Origin of the sequence: Photobacterium sp. GB-1 (assembly GCF_003026165.1) — a bacterium.
In the GTDB taxonomy this organism is placed as follows: domain Bacteria; phylum Pseudomonadota; class Gammaproteobacteria; order Enterobacterales; family Vibrionaceae; genus Photobacterium.
In genome coordinates this window covers 11,878-27,891 of the sequence record NZ_PYOB01000015.1, presented here as the reverse complement: position 1 = coordinate 27,891, position 16,014 = coordinate 11,878, and the positions used below count along the sequence as shown (strand labels likewise).

The 16,014-nt window shown below is 38.3% G+C and carries 12 protein-coding genes; 7 read left to right on the top strand and 5 right to left on the bottom strand.

The annotated features are described in order from the left end of the window. The first annotated feature begins 129 nt into the window (after nucleotides 1–129). The 7 genes from C9J45_RS14385 (at nucleotide 130) to C9J45_RS14350 (ending at nucleotide 10,172) form a co-directional block, all read left to right on the top strand. Nucleotides 130–1,044, top strand: coding sequence for an AraC family transcriptional regulator (locus tag C9J45_RS14385; protein ID WP_107246153.1), 915 nt, complete (start codon nucleotides 130–132; stop codon nucleotides 1,042–1,044). Nucleotides 1,045–1,214: 170 nt separating this feature from the next. After that, on the top strand, nucleotides 1,215–1,829 hold the full coding sequence (locus tag C9J45_RS14380; protein WP_107207537.1) for an NAD(P)H-dependent oxidoreductase: 615 nt from the start codon (nucleotides 1,215–1,217) through the stop codon (nucleotides 1,827–1,829). Between the two features lie 11 nt (nucleotides 1,830–1,840). Further along, nucleotides 1,841–3,781 (top strand): monovalent cation:proton antiporter-2 (CPA2) family protein, encoded by a 1,941-nt coding sequence (locus tag C9J45_RS14375; protein WP_107207538.1) that lies wholly within the window; start codon nucleotides 1,841–1,843, stop codon nucleotides 3,779–3,781. A 501-nt stretch (nucleotides 3,782–4,282) separates the two neighbouring features. After that, entirely contained in the window at nucleotides 4,283–6,424 is a 2,142-nt protein-coding gene (locus tag C9J45_RS14370; RefSeq protein ID WP_233217765.1) for a TonB-dependent siderophore receptor, read from the top strand. Nucleotides 6,425–6,478: 54 nt separating this feature from the next. Next, a complete protein-coding gene (locus tag C9J45_RS14365; protein WP_233217780.1) occupies nucleotides 6,479–7,051 on the top strand; it encodes a YfiR family protein in 573 nt (190 codons plus the stop codon). Next, complete coding sequence (locus C9J45_RS14360; protein ID WP_107261141.1) at nucleotides 7,041–9,050, top strand: diguanylate cyclase domain-containing protein; 2,010 nt, start codon at nucleotides 7,041–7,043, stop codon at nucleotides 9,048–9,050. The genes C9J45_RS14365 and C9J45_RS14360 overlap by 11 nt, the downstream gene beginning before the upstream one ends. A gap of 732 nt (nucleotides 9,051–9,782) precedes the next feature. Continuing rightward, nucleotides 9,783–10,172: a hypothetical protein gene (locus C9J45_RS14350; RefSeq protein ID WP_107261139.1), complete on the top strand. Its 390-nt coding sequence runs from the start codon at nucleotides 9,783–9,785 to the stop codon at nucleotides 10,170–10,172. Between the two features lie 66 nt (nucleotides 10,173–10,238). Here the strand turns inward: C9J45_RS14350 and C9J45_RS14345 are convergent, their stop codons facing one another. Genes C9J45_RS14345 through C9J45_RS14325 form a run of 5 tightly spaced genes read right to left on the bottom strand, consistent with a single transcriptional unit; the run spans nucleotide 10,239 to nucleotide 15,879 of the window. Further along, entirely contained in the window at nucleotides 10,239–10,985 is a 747-nt protein-coding gene (locus C9J45_RS14345) for an ABC transporter ATP-binding protein (RefSeq protein ID WP_233217764.1), read from the bottom strand. Nucleotide 10,986: 1 nt separating this feature from the next. Beyond that, nucleotides 10,987–12,261: an ABC transporter permease gene (locus C9J45_RS14340; RefSeq protein WP_105061979.1), complete on the bottom strand. Its 1,275-nt coding sequence runs from the start codon at nucleotides 12,259–12,261 to the stop codon at nucleotides 10,987–10,989. A gap of 2 nt (nucleotides 12,262–12,263) precedes the next feature. After that, complete coding sequence (locus C9J45_RS14335) at nucleotides 12,264–13,478, bottom strand: ABC transporter permease (RefSeq protein ID WP_107292688.1); 1,215 nt, start codon at nucleotides 13,476–13,478, stop codon at nucleotides 12,264–12,266. Further along, on the bottom strand, nucleotides 13,475–14,749 hold the full coding sequence (locus C9J45_RS14330) for a TolC family protein (RefSeq protein WP_107292687.1): 1,275 nt from the start codon (nucleotides 14,747–14,749) through the stop codon (nucleotides 13,475–13,477). Before C9J45_RS14330 ends, C9J45_RS14335 begins: the two co-directional genes overlap by 4 nt. Further along, nucleotides 14,749–15,879 carry an efflux RND transporter periplasmic adaptor subunit gene (locus tag C9J45_RS14325; RefSeq protein ID WP_107292686.1) on the bottom strand — a complete coding sequence of 377 codons (1,131 nt, stop codon included), beginning with the start codon at nucleotides 15,877–15,879 and terminating at the stop codon, nucleotides 14,749–14,751. Before C9J45_RS14325 ends, C9J45_RS14330 begins: the two co-directional genes overlap by 1 nt. Nucleotides 15,880–16,014: the final 135 nt, after the last annotated feature.

Below are 16,014 nucleotides of genomic sequence, written 5' to 3'. Positions count from 1 at the left end.
TCTTTATTTCTTGCCTATTTCTATTTTAGCCACCTTGCTTGATATGTTAGTTATAAGGTAAATAGGTGTAGAATGGCAAAACAATGACTGTTATGTCGATCGTTAATGAACAGGTTTGATGGATGTACAATGAGAGCTGAGCTTAAAAGAGAGCTAGCTATAGTTGCTAGTCAATTATGTGAATATTACAAAATATCAGACCAAACTAATCGGGTGCATACGTTGCTAACTGGTGTGCGATTATTTCGCATTGATCGTTACCATAAGCTGACGCCACAAATGTATGAACAAGGAATAGTTGTTATTTTTCAGGGAAGTAAAATAGGGCATTTAAATCAACATCAGTTTGGTTATGACGTTGAACAATGTCTTATTGTGTCGACATCTTATCCTATAACATGTGAAACATTTGCCTCTCAGCAAGAACCATTAATGGGGATCAATATTGATATTGATATTAATGTGATCAGCCAGTTAGTTTCTGATATGGAATTAGAATCTAAAAATTGGGGAGAGTTAGACACACGCTGTGGTGTTTCCCCTGCACCAATGACTGAGTCAATGTATCTTTGTATGTTGGAGTTGCTTAATGTTTTGCATAATCCTCTTGATGCTAAGGTACTTGGCCCCTCGATTCTCCGCCAGTTTTTCTATTACTTATTGCAAAGTGAGAAAGGCTATTTATTGGCACACTACTGCGAGCAAGACAGTTCTTTAGCTAAAATTTCGGCCGTGATCGGCCATGTGCAAAAGAATTTTGCGCAAAAATTACATGTTAATGAACTAGCTGCAATGGCTGGGATGAGCGTCTCAGTTTTTCACAAAGTTTTTAAACAAGTTGTCACGGATCCTCCTTTACAGTACATCAAAAAAATTCGGCTGAATCATGCTAAAAACTATATTTTACAAGAAGGTCTTTCAGCCAGCCTTGCGTCTCAACGAGTAGGATATGAAAGTGCTGCTCAATTTAGCCGAGAATTTAAGCGATATTTTGGTGTACCACCTAGCCGTATTGATGAAATTTCAGATTATTCACGAAAATAATCTATAGATATCAATAAATATTTAACTAAAGTTGATTGTGTAATTTCAGGTATAATCGTTATTCTTTTTAGGGATGTAACTTGTTGTTTGTATACATAGTGCGGAACTTTAGAAGCGGTTAGTTGTCACATCGTCGTCGTGGAACGAAATATTATTAAAACAGGAAAATCATGCCTGAGTCTCAACCTAAAATTCTGATCCTATTTGCCCATCCTTCGCCAAATCGTTCAGAGATCAATGTACCCTTATTTAATGCATCTAAAACTATAGCCAATGTAACGTGCGTTGACTTATATGCCGAATATCCAACCTATCGTATTGATATAGATAAAGAACAACAGCGCCTTCGTGAACATGACGTTGTTGTGTTTATGTTTCCACTCTATTGGTATTCCACCCCATCGTTATTAAAAGAATGGCAAGATTTAGTGCTTGAGTACGGGTTTGCATATGGCAGTGAAGGGAATGAACTGGTTGGTAAAAAATTTGTTTGTGCTTTGACAGCCGGAGGCCCTGAATCAAGTTATCGTAAAGAAGGTTTTAACCATTATACCATTCGTGAGTTATTACAACCTCTAGAGCAAATGGCAGAGCTAACGGGTATGGATTTTCTAGCGCCATTTGCACTTTTTGGTGCGGGCATGGCGAATGAAGAAAACCGTATTGAACAGCACATTAAAGATTGGAAACGTGTTCTGATTGCGATTCAAGATAATAAATTCAACTATGAGGTTGCGAGTAAATTATCAAAAATGAATCACAGCCTAGAATTAGTCATTAAATAGAAGAGACGACTATGACTGGATATTTTTTGCAGGCTTTCATCTATTTGGTGGCCGCCGTTATTGCTGTTCCGCTTGCTAAGCGATTAGGGCTAGGTTCAGTACTGGGTTATTTAATCGCAGGTGTGGTTATTGGACCCGTTATTGGTTTAGTTGGTAGCGAAACCACGACGATTCAGCATTTTGCTGAGTTTGGTGTCGTTATGATGCTGTTTGTTGTCGGTTTAGAACTTGAGCCTAAAATGTTGTGGGGTATGCGTCATCGCTTATTAGGCTTAGGTGGTTTACAAGTGGTTGTTACCGCTTTAACCGTGATGGGTATTGCACATTTATTTGATATTGCTTGGTCTTACGCCCTTGCTATTGGTCTTATCTTTTCACTTTCTTCTACTGCGATTGTACTGCAAACATTCAGTGAAAAAGGGCTAAGTAAAACAGAAGGTGGAAAAAGCGCATTTTCAGTATTGCTGTTTCAAGATATTGCCGTCATCCCAATGTTAGCTTTGATCCCTTTACTGGCAGTACCTGAATTAGTGGCAAAGTCACAAGCCGTTGTGACAAAAGCTGCTGAACATCATGATGATCTTAGCCTAGTAGCGAGTCTTCCCGGTTGGGCTTATGCGATTGTAATTATTTTAGCGATCGCTGGTGTTGTAGTTGGTGGTCATTATTTAAGCCGTCCGTTATTCCGTTTTGTTGCTTCATCGGGCTTGCGTGAAATTTTTACCGCAACAGCATTGATGTTAGTTATTGGTATTGCTGCCTTAATGAGTCTAATTGGTTTATCACCAGCACTCGGTACTTTCCTTGCTGGCGTGGTACTTGCCAATAGTGAATTTAGACATGAACTTGAATCTAATATCGAGCCTTTCAAAGGGTTACTATTAGGGCTTTTCTTTATTACTGTTGGTGCGGGTATTGATTTCAACGTACTGTTTGATCAATTTGGCACAGTAATTGGCTTAACCATTGGTGCGATGTTGGTTAAGTTTATTGTTCTGTTGGTACTTTCTTTTATTTTCAAGGTAAAAGGCAGCGACCGTTGGCTCTTTGCGTTAAGTTTGGCGCAAGCGGGTGAATTTGGTTTTGTATTATTAAGCTATACCGTACAAAACAACGTTCTACCTGAGTCAATGAGCCAAACACTCTCACTGGTGGTTGCGCTATCTATGTTTTTAACACCAGGTCTATTTATTTTATATGATCGTGTGATTTTACCTCGTTTCTGCGAGGCTAAAAACGAGCGTGAAGCTGATGAAATAGATGAGCAAGGGAAAGTCATCATTGCGGGTATTGGCCGTTTTGGTCAGATTGTAAACCGACTATTGGCATCTAATGGGGTGCAAACAGTCGTGCTTGACCACTCTGTAACGCAAATTGACAACATGCGCCAAATTAATATTAAGAGTTTCTTTGGTGATGCGACGCGACATGATTTGCTTCATACCGCAGGTATTGAAGATGCAAAACTGTTTATTGTTGCCATTGATGATAAAGAACGAGCCACAGAGCTTGTTCATTATATTAAGCAAACATATCCTCAAGTACGGGTATTAGCACGTGCTTATGATCGAGGTCATCATTATTCGTTACGTTGCGCTGGTGCTGATTACGTGATCAGTGAAACATACCGCTCTGCACTAGCCTTGGGCACAGAAGCGCTGAAAAATTTAGGGGTGCATCCATTCAGAGCTGAGCAGCAAAAGGCTACATTTGTTGAAACTGAAGCCCGAAGTAAAGAGAAGCTTTATCAAACATGGTTAGAAAGTACAGAAGAAGATCGTTTTAATACCTCTTATGTGGAATTGTTTAACCAATTAGAGTCAACATTAAGTGATGTAATGAAACAAGAGCGGACTGACAAGCATACGAAGTCAGAACGTGGTTGGACGCCACCACCTAAAGTGTTTAATGATGAAGTAGAACAAGATTTAGTTGAAAAGCATGATCACTAATAGCTGATGACTATCATTTCTAAGCCATAGAAAAGGAGCTGCAAAGCTCCTTTTTAATTGAGTGAATTATTAATTAGAATATTGAATCAGTGTCGAATTTCTAGATATCACCTTTATTTATTGCGGATAATGGCTAATAAAAAATAATCTTAGAGATAATCCGGTTTCACCAATGTTAGTACTGTTAATAAATCATGAACTTAGTGTTAACTTGATCGGATTATTTACATTTCGTTAAGAAAAAAATAATTCCTTTTTGGAATCAAATTAATAGTGAATTATTAATTGTTATGATAATAAATGTATATTTAACTTCTTGGATATCGCTATGTTAGCTATATATTTATCTAATTGTTACATTATAAATGAAAAAGAATATTTTTTACTATCAATTATTCCCTTGAGGTATTTTGCTGGCTATTTGAAGTTTATAAATTGTAATTATTAAAAAACAGAACTACTTTGCTAGAATTAGTTTGAGATTTCTACTTTCTAATAATTATGAAAAATTACTTAATCAAACCATCTATTTTATTTTCAGTACTTTGTTTTTCTAGCTACGGCAATGTTTCATTAGCATCTGAAATTGATGACTTGATGTCGATGGATTTAGATGACCTCACAACGCAAAGTGTGACAGTTACTACGGCTGCAAAGAAAGAGCAATCGTTAAGTGATGTGCCTGCTGCTATTTATGTTATTACCAATGAGCAAATTAAGCGCAGTGGTGTTCGTTCTATAGCTGAAGCCTTAACTTTAGCGCCAGGAGTACAGGTAACTAAAATCAGTGAATTTAATTGGCAAGTATCCTTACGTGGTTTAAACGAGGCATTATTTAACAAATTATTAGTCATGGTTGATGGTCGTAGTGTATTTAGTCCTTTAATGTCAGGGACTTTTTGGCACACTATTGATGCTATTTTAGATGACATTGATCGCATTGAAATATTACGCGGTTCTGCCGGGACAATGTGGGGGGGGAATGCAACTAACGGCGTCATTAATATCATTACTAAAAATAGTAATGAAACGTTGGGACAATTTCTTGAAGTCGCTGTAGGTGAATATAATTATAAAGAAGTTAGTTATCGTAACGGTTTTCAAATTAATGATGTGACAACAGCAAGATTATCAATGAAAGGTGTTCAATCTGACTATTACACTTTCAATGATGATGAATGGAATAGTTATGATATTTCATTTCGTACGGATTATGTTGAAGATGATCGATTTTTAACATTTCAGTTAGGCGGTTATCATACCAAGTCTGAACATTCTGATTGGTATCGTTATGAAATTTTAGAGACCCCCTTTTACCCTAATGATCCAATGAGTGCTGTCGTTGGCTATAAAGTAGGGCTAGAAGATTATTCTCGTGGTTTTTATACTAATTTAAACCTAGGTAAAACGGTTGATGATACGCAGTATGAAGCAACATTGTGGGTTGATAGTAACTCAAGAACAGAACCCTCCGCGAATGGTGAATACGATACATTTAATACAGATGTGTTAGCAATCAAGCAAATAAATCAAAATAATGAGCTGACATTAGGCTTAGGTGCGCGTTATACCAAAATAAAAGTTCCTGAGAAAAAAGCAGACTTTTACCTTGGTATGGAGCCATATCGTCGTACTAGTTCGAAGCAAATAGAACGCGAGCAAATTTATAATGTTTTCTCGCAATTAGAAACTCGGCTAACAGATAAGTTCACCTCTAGCATAGGAGGAAAAGTTGAACATTTCACTCGAAATAATACGACTGAGATTCAGCCTCAAGCGAGATTGTTGTATCGCGCTTCTGATGATCATCAATTCTGGGCGGGCGTTGGTCGAGCTGTTGTAACACCTTCCTCGGTTGATTCGACGACTGATTTATATCGATTAGGATTTGTAGTTGCACCCTTGCCTAATTGTGATGTTTCACAGCAAAATTGTTATGCCCAATATCCTATGCTTGCGTTGACGGCGGGTAATTCTGATATGGATAATGAATCGGTTGTTACATGGGATGCAGGATATAGAGGGAAACTCTCAGATACATTATCGTTCGATACAACGATTTTCCTAAGTCACTATGAAAATTTGCGGATGCTTGATAATGGGTCATGGTATTGTCGCTACGGTGAATGTGTTGATGGTTCGACACAACCTGGTCAATTAGCCGTTCACGAGTTTAAATTAGTTGATGCTATTGATGCACAAAGTTACGGTGCTGAATTGTCACTGTTTTGGCAGCCAGCAAATGATATAAATATCAATACATCATACAGTTATATTGATACTCAGGCTGAATGCAGTACAGAATATATGACATGTAATAGCTATGATAATGGCGGTTACAAAGTTTTGTATAATCTTCAGCCAAAACATTACGTTTCGTTACAAATGATGTGGACGATTAACTCACAATGGCAAATAGATGGCTGGCTAAAACATAAGAGCTCGGTATCATCATCTCTTGATTTTTATCAGCCGCCTGCAATAACGACAATGGATGTGCGTGTTGCGTGGCAATACAATCAAGATTGGCCACTGGTTGAGTTTGTGGTTGATGGTTTAGGTAGTTCAACATATGAAGATTTACCGAATAAAGTACCATTAGAAGAAACAGCGTTTTTACGTTTTTCATGGACAAAATTGTAATGAGGCGGAATGCAGAGTAACTATTTCACTCCAGGTAAAGTTGTGTTGAATAAGATGGTAGGGCTGCTTGCAAAGCCTTACCATTTCTGCCGTTTGTACTTTCTGTGTTTTACTGCTGTTGTACTTATTTGTATCTATACTTTTGCAAATAAAGCCAATGCAGATAGCGTTGCTGACTATGAAATATCTGCTGTCTATATTTACCGTTTTTCTCAGTTTGTTACTTGGCCTCAAGACGACAGAACATTAACTTATTGCACTTTAGGTACTGATAATATCGCGTTAACATTAAGCCGATTGCTGAAAGCTAAAAATAACAAGATTGTTACGTTAACGAGCATTAGTCAGCTTGCGCAGTGCCAAATTGCTTATATTTCTAGGCAAAAAGAACTGGGTTTAACTCAAATACCAATTAAAGAAGGGGTGCTGACGATTGGTACTGGTAATTCCTTTTTAGCAAAAGGAGGGATGATTGAATTACGTTCAGTCAATAATAAAATCCGCCCTGTTATTGCTATATCGAGTGCCAAAAAAGCTGAGTTAACAATAAGTTCAAAATTATTGAAAATAGCTATACTTCCTTCTCTCAATAGCCAGCAGCAGGGAGGGGAAAATCATGCGCAATAATTGGATGAATTCTCTCTCTCTTAATCAACGTCTATATTTGCCGTTAGTCTTTTTTGTTGTTGTACTTTTTATCGTATTTCAAACGTTAAGCTCTTATAAATATATAGAGAGTGAAAAGCAAAATTTAGTAAATCGAATTACGATATTAAGTACGGGTATTGGTACGAATTTAACTGCCGCTATTCAGTTTGACGACGCGACAACCGGGCAAGAGATTTTATCGGCATTTTCAGCCGATCCAATGATCGTATCTGTTTCTGTGTTAACTGCAAACGATGTCGTTTTTGCTGGATTTAACAATACCGATAATAGGCATTTACCAGCAAATGAAGCAGAAGAGGTCATAGTTAAAGCGCAAGGGCATGTTTTTAGTAAACAGTATTTATATATGCAGATCCCTATCTATATAGAGAACACAGAGCTTGCAAAAATGCGCATTGTTGTGTCTCTTGATAGATTACATGCCCTTAAATCATCTCAGATAGAAATTAGCTTGTATTTATTAGTGATTTTAATTTTATTTAGTAGTTTCGTTATCCGTCGATTACGGCATTGGATGATCAGTCCTATCCGTCAACTGAATGATGCGATGATTAATGTGATTCACTTTAATCAAACTGAAGTTGTACAGCATCCTACAAGTTCGAAAGATGAGCTAAGTGAATTGATCGATTGTTTTAATACGATGATCATAAAACTGAATCAGCGTGAATTAAAAATTAAACAGACTATTTCTCAATTAGAATATGAGAAAGAATTTGCCGATGATGTGATTAGTACAGTACAGCATGCGCTGTTAGTTGTTGATCATTCTGGACATATAATATTAGCCAATGATAGCAGCTCGAAACTATTTCACGATTCACCACAAGTTCTGCAATCCCAACATATTTGTGATGTGATTAAACCGGTTGATCTTGAAAAATTTCAAGATCAATTAGATCAAACACTACAGGGCAATAAGCAGTTTAGTCATGATTTAGTTAAAACGGTTGGCATAAAGGGAACGGCAATATATCAAGTAGTGAGCCATCCGCTACAGCATAAAAACCAGACTTTATTTGCGCTAGAAGATGTGACGGAACGGAGTGTTGCAGAGCGGCAACAACAGTTAGCGGCTAAGATTTTTGAAAATAGCCGTGAAGCGATTTTATTACTCAATGGCCAAGGTTATATTGAGATGGTGAATCTCGCTTTTTGTGAATTGATAGGTCAAGAGCACGGAACCATTATTGGTAAATATTACCGTTCGGTATTAATTGAAACCGAAACACTACTGATGAGAAAAGAAATTCTAATGTCTCTGTCGTTAGATCAGCAATGGCAAGGAGAATGTTCGTTCTTTAATCGTAAGAGAGGTGTTACGACATCTTTACATTTAAAAATAAATCAACTGATTGATACTGAAAGTAATGAGAGCCAAATTGTTGTGTTGGCTTCCGATATCAGCTCAGTAAAAGAAGCACAACGTTTAGCGTATATTGCTCAGCATGATGCATTAACACATTTACCTAATCGTGAATTCTTACACCATTATCTAGTAGAAGCGCTTACTTTACCTCGTAGCGATGTAATGGCTGTACTGTTTATTGATTTAGACGGCTTTAAATTTGTAAATGACTCTTACGGCCATGATATTGGCGATAAAGTACTTCAAATTGTCGCTAAGAAATTAATGATGAGTGTTCGTCAAAACGATATTGTTACGCGCTTAGCTGGAGATGAATTTGTAGCTGTACTCAATCCGGTTAATAGTCGTGAACCTATTTTAAATATAGGAGAGCGTATTATTAACAATATTTCCCAGTCAATTAATATCAAAGGCTATAGTATTAATATTGGTGCGAGTATCGGTTGTTACTATATTGAACCTCAAGATGTGACGGGGATTGATAGTGTCTTACATTGTGCGGATATGGCGATGTATCAATCAAAGATGCAAGGAAAAGGGCGTATCACTGAGTTTAATCAGCTCAACATAGACACACTTGCCGAATAGTGGTTTAGGCAGCATTATTTTACATAGTATTAAAAAAGAGAGGGCGCAACTTTCGTTGCGCCCTTAGGTCTTACTTGCAGCCATCCTGCTACTATCGTGCTCCTTGCATCATTCCTTTGATTGCTGTAATCCTTCAGCATAATCCTTTTTTCTTCTTCCTGAAGTTGTTCCTATGGCTTCCATAACCCGTCATAACATCCTGTTATAACTCTCATCTCTTTCCTTAGAGGTGTCCTTTACTTCTTCTTGAAGTGTCCTTGTGTCATCCTGACTGGTAAATATCCTATTTACCTTTACTACTTCCAGTAGTCTCCATCACAGTCCTTGTTTGATAAACCATCCTAGTTCATCACATCTCATCCTGAGATCACCAACGTCCTTGGTTCCAATCCTGTTCCTGTCGCCAGTTCCCTCTGACACCATTAATAATAGGTAAAAGTAGGAATAGAATATAGATATAGAGAGGGAAATTTTCTTTGTTGTATCGATTAATTATTTGTATGTATTGATCTTATTTGTTTAAAAACAAATGATTATAAAAATCACATGGACACTATATTCAAATTTAAGTGTGATTGTCTTAGTTGTTTGTAAGAGATCTCTTACAAACAACTAAGTAAAAGTGAACATGAGTTTAGCGATAAATGTTTGAGTAGTGTTAAATTTTACTGGATATAAAGTTTCGCTTTTTTGATGTGGTAAAGTTAACCCACATTAAAAGAGGAAAGATACATGAGAAAAACTCTGTTGCTGGTGGGGTTATTAGTTAGTTCACATGCAATGGCAAATGATCAGGCTTTGTATAACGTATTGGCGAAAATCGTATATGTAGAGCATGGCATGGGTAAAGCGTGGGTTATTGTTGATGATATACATTGCGATACTCATCAGCACGAAATGCAGTGTGATTATAAAGAAGTGACAGAGCAACGCACGATTAAAGAAGAATTAGCTCAACAGTTAGTGGATACGTTACAGCCTTTCATTGGTCTCGATGATATTGATAATAAAAAACTAAAACAGCTTTCTATTAAAAATGCTAAATGTTTAAAGAAATCAGTACAAAACAGTTCAGGTGAAACAAATGGTAATTATCAATATCAATGTACTATTGAAAAATAAGAAAATACGGTTTAGAACGAAAATTATAAAATAGCGAGCAAAATGCCCGCTATTTTATATTTAAGATTAAATAACTGCCGATGCTAAATGCGGTTTATAGCCTGTCTTTTTATCAGAAACTATTTGTCCATCTTTGATAGTGATAATGCGTGGCGTTCTTTCCGCTAGGCTGACATCGTGAGTGACGACAATTAAGGTTCTTCCTTGTTGGTGCAAGTCATTAAAAAGTGCTTCAATCTCTGCGCCTGATTTAGAGTCCAATGCCCCCGTTGGTTCATCCGCAAGGATAATTTGTGGATCGTTAACTAAAGCTCTCGCAATTGCCACACGCTGCTTTTGACCACCCGATAATTGATTCGGTTTATGGTGAATACGATCAGCGAGTCCTACTTGGGCTAATAAATCTGCCGCTTTTGCTCGACGTTCTTTTGTTTTTACGCCTCGGTACACGAGAGGTAGCGCAACATTATCTAATGCAGTGGCATATTCTAATAAGTTAAAACTTTGAAAAACAAAACCAATTTTGTGGTTTCTGATTTTTGCAAGTTGGTGGCTTGTCATTGATGATACATCGTTATTATCCAGCAAATATTCGCCAGATGTCGGCTTATCTAAACAACCTAGCATGTTCATCAGGGTAGACTTACCAGAGCCTGAAGGGCCAAGTATTGATAAAAACTCACCAGAATGAATAGTGAGAGAGACATTATCTAATGCTTTAACTAAATTATTTTCTTCGCCATAGAACTTACAAATATGATTAAGCTCAACTAAAGCTGTGTGTGCCGGGGAGGTACCCAATGTATTTGTCATTTTATTCACTTTGTAATGCCTCTAATGGCGTAATACTTGCGGCTTTATTCGCTGGGAACCAAGCTGCAAGAATACCAACCAGAATTAATGCAGAAATTACGATTAACATAACGGACAGTGACAACTCAGGTTTAGGGCTGCCCAAACGAGCATAAAAACCCGAATCTGAAATAGGGATTGCGTCAATGATGCTGACAAGGCCAAGTGTCATTAATAACCCGATAAAACCACCCATAGCCATCGTCATCATAGCTTGCACAATATAATGTAAACGAATATGGCTAGGCGTTGCTCCTACTGCCATCCGAACTCCAATATCACGTGTTGCGCGTTTTACACTGGCGTACATGACATTTGCAATACCTATTCCCGCAACGCCTAATGTTACAAAGCCAATAATGCCTAAGAAACTCTGTAGCCCGAGTAAAAATGAACGCATGGTTTCTTGCTGTAGCAGCATGTCATCCGTTTGAATTAACTGTTCATCAGCAATATCCGCGTTGTATTTTCGTGCAATTACTTGCCGTATAGTTTTGGCCAATTGTTCACGGTTGGCGTTGGGTTGAGGTTCTACATTAATACCTTGGATTGGAGAATTGGGATAAAAGCGTTGCCATGTCGCCAGCGGCACCAATATGCTGTATTCAGAGGAAGACCCCGACTCAATGTTACGATCATCTTTTAGTACACCAATTACGGTGAAATCTTCATCACCAATTTTAAATTGTTTACCAACAGGATCGCTGTCGAGTTTTACGTCTTTATCCCAGCTAAACGCAGCTTTGTTAAATAATAGCGCTGCTGTTGTTTTTCCTAAAATAGCGACTTTTCGCTGTTCTTTTGTATCAAGAGGGTTAAACCAGCGGCTACCGGCCGTTAATGTTAAATCATTGAGTTTTTTATAATTGTTTTCAACCGCAAGCGGGAACATAAAGGCTTGGCGATCTTTATAATGCGCACTTTCTTCCCATGTTGCGGTTGCTGAAACCATTTTTACTGTCGGTAATGCTTTAATAAGCTTTTGATCTTCAATGGCTAAATCAAGTGATTTTCCTTTGTAAAAATTACCATAATTAATGGATGCGACACCGGTTGATACATAAATAAGATTACCGTTTCCACTTGTCGAACTGCGAATTAACCCTTGGCGTAAACCCTCACCAGCTGCGAGCATGGTACTAATACAGACTGTCGACCAAACAATGGCAAGAATAGTAAGACTTAAGCGAAGTTTCTCGGCTGACATTTCATGGAAAATTTGTTTAACAGGAAACATTGTTAGGCCCTCGCACTTAATGCTATCACTGGCGTTAAGTGTGCAGCCCTACGTGCTGGAAAAAATGCAGCTAATAAGGCAAGTACTGCTGTGATCATGAGTGTTAAAACGATAGATGTTGACGTCATTACTGGGTGACCGAGCCAATCGGGTAATGAGAGAAGATTTAAGCATTGAATGATGATGGCAGAAACGGCAATACCGGTGAGAGCTCCCACTGTCACCAATACAGCACCTTCGACCATAAACTGCATCAAAATATGAGTAGGGGTCGCACCAATGGCAAGCCTTACGCCTATTTCGCGGGTTCTTTCTGCTACAGATAAAAACATGATATTAGCAACACCTAATGCACCTACCGCGAGTGTCATTGCACCGCTAGCGCCTAAAAATAGCTGGATACCTCGTAACAGACTGGTGTAGAAATCGGCAAAGCGGCTGTAATCTGGCATTCGTATAGCCTGTTTGTCTTTAGGATCAAACTGGTACTGTTTAGCGAAAAAGCTTTGCATTGCTGTACGTAATGCCATGCCTGAAATACCTTTCGCTGGTTGCACTAACAGATCGGTAGGATTACTTAGCCATAAGTCATTAAATGTTGTACTTGGAATTAAGGCGGCACGTTTAATTCTGGTAAGCCCGCTACTTTCTGTCTTTTTTGAAATACCGATCACTTGAAACGGCACACCATTGATGTTGATGTTGTCGTTCAAACGAATGTTTCCGCGTTTCGCGAGACGCCAGCCTATAATGGCAACACGAGTATGGTTGGCTAAATCACTCGGTGATATTTTACGAGAGCCTAGCACTAAACGTGTGTTATTAAGCGCCAGAAAGTGATTATCAATACCAAAGACATTCCCTTTTAATTGAGTGCCGTCAATATCGGTGACTTGTGCTTTGGCATTCGAATATAAAATAGAGACTTGTTTTATTTGAGGCACCTCAGACAACGCACTTATCTGCTTTTCCGTTGTCGTGATCTTTCTTCTCGCAGGGTATCCTTGCCACGGTTTGCTCGTTTGTGCAAAAGAGACTTTCTGTGTATCGCTCATCAGCATAGAAAAAGATTTTAAGTTTTCACGATAAAACCCTTCGCCTAATGCGACTAAGACTAAAACTGAAACAATCCCCCAGACTATCGCAATAATGGCCAATGCACTTCTCAACCTATGGGTAAGCAGTGTTTGAACGGTTTGGCTAAGCAGTGTGATCATGGCATTAAGGCCTGAGAAAGCTGAGTAATTGTTTGGTCATTGAGTTGACCTGTTAGCTTTAGCAATTCAATTCGGTTTAACCAGTATTGATAGAGAAGTTGCTGTAAGTCTTCTTTACTTTGATATACCGTATCTTGAACGTTGATAACGTCTAATGCTGTTGTACCATCAGCGCCAGAATTAAATAAAATTTCTTTAGTTTTAAGTGCCTTTTCATCGGACTTGACTTTTTCTACGCCCATTTCAACGCGTTTCCAATCCAGATCAAGTTGGTTAAAGCGTGTTTTCACATTATTTTCGAGATTAAGTTCGACTTTTCTTAATTGCTGTTTAGCTATTTGTAACTCGAGCTTAGATTGTGAAACTTTGGTTTTAATCGCGCCATTAAGATCAATCGGCACTGAAACACCAAGGTTTGCACTCATCCCTTCGCTATTATTGTCAAAGTTATTACTGTAGCCAACAGAGCCGTTAACAGTAGGGTAGTATCCCGCTTGTGCTTGATCTACCGCGAGTTGCTGACGTTTTACATTTTGTTTCGCAATCAATAATTCAGGGCTGTTATCTTTTGCTTTGTTTAACCATGCTTTTTCATCATTGACGGCCAGTGCTGGTTGGTGAAGATTTTGGCTGTCGATTTCATTGACGCGATCAGGTGTTTGGTTGATCACGATAGCGAGTTCAGACTGTTTTTCAACGAGATCTGATTGTCGTTGCAATACAGTGGTCTCAGTGCCAATGACATGCGCTTTAGCATCGTCAATTCCTGTTGACATAATCAATCCGGATTTGTAGCGCTGTTCTGTCAGTGAGAGAAGTTGTTGACTATCTTTACGTTGTTGCTCTGCAATGGTGAGCGAACGTTGAGCTTGTGCTAAAGCGAAATAAGCTTGGATAAGCTCTTCTGCCAGTGTGTTTTTCGCTTGCGTAATCGCGATTTTTGCAATAACTACATCTACTTGTGATTGATTCAATGCAGCCCAGTTTTGACTATTCCAAATCGATTGATTAAGTGAAATATTGTAGCCATTACTGTTGCCACCATCTTTAGTCCAGCCCGTTGTTGCACTCCCTTGAAGGCTAGGAAGTAATGCACTTTTGCTTAGTGATACACCGTATTGACTCTGACTTTCTTCAAGCTGTTTAATACGGTAATCAGGATTGGTTTGTTTTGCTGCTTTCCATGCTTGATTAATTGTTAATGCGAAGCTTTGAGTGCATACCAAACCCAGTGAAAGACTCAATAGTGTGTTACGCCATAAAGCTGTCATTATAAGCCCTCGACCATGCTAGCATCGATGATACTTTGTTTAGGTTTAATGCCTGATAAGACTTCAACATTAATACCGTCTGATAAGCCTAGCTTCACGGGAATCTCTTTATAGCCTTTCGTTGAGTCATCGGCGATAAGTACAAAAGGATCATTACCTTTAAAATGCAGAGCACGTTCAGGTACCGTCATTACGTCTGTCGCTTTTTTCAATGTGATATGTGCAGTAGCCGTAAAACCTGAGCGTAAAGTAATATCTTTAGGAAACTGAATGTCACTGACTTCAACCGCAAAACCATTGTCAAAGCTTTGTGCTTGTTGATTATTATTACTATCGTTGTTTAGTTTTTCTGATTGCACCGCAACTTTCGTGAGTTTTCCCGCTATTTTTAGATCAGGATAAGGCGCAAGGGTTAATTCAACAGGCATTCCCTCTGTTAGTTGGGCTGCATCATGCTCACTCACCGAACCTTTAAAGATGATATTTTTCATATCAGCCATGGTCATAATTTCTGTCGCTGCTTGGTTTGATTCCGTTGAAGTGATCGGTTCACCGACATCGACTTTGACATCTAATACCGTACCGTTAATCGGCGCATAAATAATAGAGGTGAGTTTGGTGGAGCCTGCATCTGATTCGCCTTTACTCATTAGATCAGATTCTTGTTGTTTTTGTTTTAACTCAGCGGTTCTCGATTTCACATCCGCTTGTGCTTGAATATAGGCATCGAAATTAGCGGGAATAATTTTTTGTGCCGCTAAACGTTTTAAATTCGCCAGTTTTATTTTGGCTGATTCCAAATCGGCTTTGCTTTTTAATAAGTCAGCATTAACACGGGTAAGATCTTGTGGTGTCGGGTTTGGACGAAGCTTTATAACGGGAGAGCCTGCCTCTACTTTGTCACCTAGATTGACATAAATTTTATCTACTATCCCTTCTATTTGAGATTTAATCTTTACCGCTTGAGCTGGCATGATTTGTCCTACCGCAATGGCTTGTTTCTCAATCGTCGCATTTTTAGCAGTCAGCATAGTGAAATGGTGTTCATCAGAAGAGGGAGCTTTAACTGCATAAATACCTAAGGCAGTAATAGCACTTAGGGTTGCAACGACAATCCAGCGTTTTTTCATAGTAATACTCTAACGGTGTAAATCGAAAAAAGGAATCTAAGTAAGACAACTATGAATAGCAGAATTCATAATTACAATGGTTAAATTTTAAATAGATATAAATTAAAAGTGTTATTTAACTGTCAAGTTATTTTT

Excerpts from the sequence above, each read along its gene's own strand:
- C9J45_RS14385 (WP_107246153.1), top strand. The coding sequence starts at position 130 with ATGAGAGCTGAGCTTAAAAGAGAGCTAGCTATAGTTGCTAGTCAATTA.
- C9J45_RS14380 (WP_107207537.1), top strand. The coding sequence starts at position 1,215 with ATGCCTGAGTCTCAACCTAAAATTCTGATCCTATTTGCCCATCCTTCG.
- C9J45_RS14375 (WP_107207538.1), top strand. The coding sequence starts at position 1,841 with ATGACTGGATATTTTTTGCAGGCTTTCATCTATTTGGTGGCCGCCGTT.
- C9J45_RS14370 (WP_233217765.1), top strand. The coding sequence starts at position 4,283 with ATGAAAAATTACTTAATCAAACCATCTATTTTATTTTCAGTACTTTGT.
- C9J45_RS14365 (WP_233217780.1), top strand. The coding sequence starts at position 6,479 with ATGGTAGGGCTGCTTGCAAAGCCTTACCATTTCTGCCGTTTGTACTTT.
- C9J45_RS14360 (WP_107261141.1), top strand. The coding sequence starts at position 7,041 with ATGCGCAATAATTGGATGAATTCTCTCTCTCTTAATCAACGTCTATAT.
- C9J45_RS14350 (WP_107261139.1), top strand. The coding sequence starts at position 9,783 with ATGAGAAAAACTCTGTTGCTGGTGGGGTTATTAGTTAGTTCACATGCA.
- C9J45_RS14345 (WP_233217764.1), bottom strand. The coding sequence starts at position 10,985 with ATGACAAATACATTGGGTACCTCCCCGGCACACACAGCTTTAGTTGAG.
- C9J45_RS14340 (WP_105061979.1), bottom strand. The coding sequence starts at position 12,261 with ATGTTTCCTGTTAAACAAATTTTCCATGAAATGTCAGCCGAGAAACTT.
- C9J45_RS14335 (WP_107292688.1), bottom strand. The coding sequence starts at position 13,478 with ATGATCACACTGCTTAGCCAAACCGTTCAAACACTGCTTACCCATAGG.
- C9J45_RS14330 (WP_107292687.1), bottom strand. The coding sequence starts at position 14,749 with ATGACAGCTTTATGGCGTAACACACTATTGAGTCTTTCACTGGGTTTG.
- C9J45_RS14325 (WP_107292686.1), bottom strand. The coding sequence starts at position 15,879 with ATGAAAAAACGCTGGATTGTCGTTGCAACCCTAAGTGCTATTACTGCC.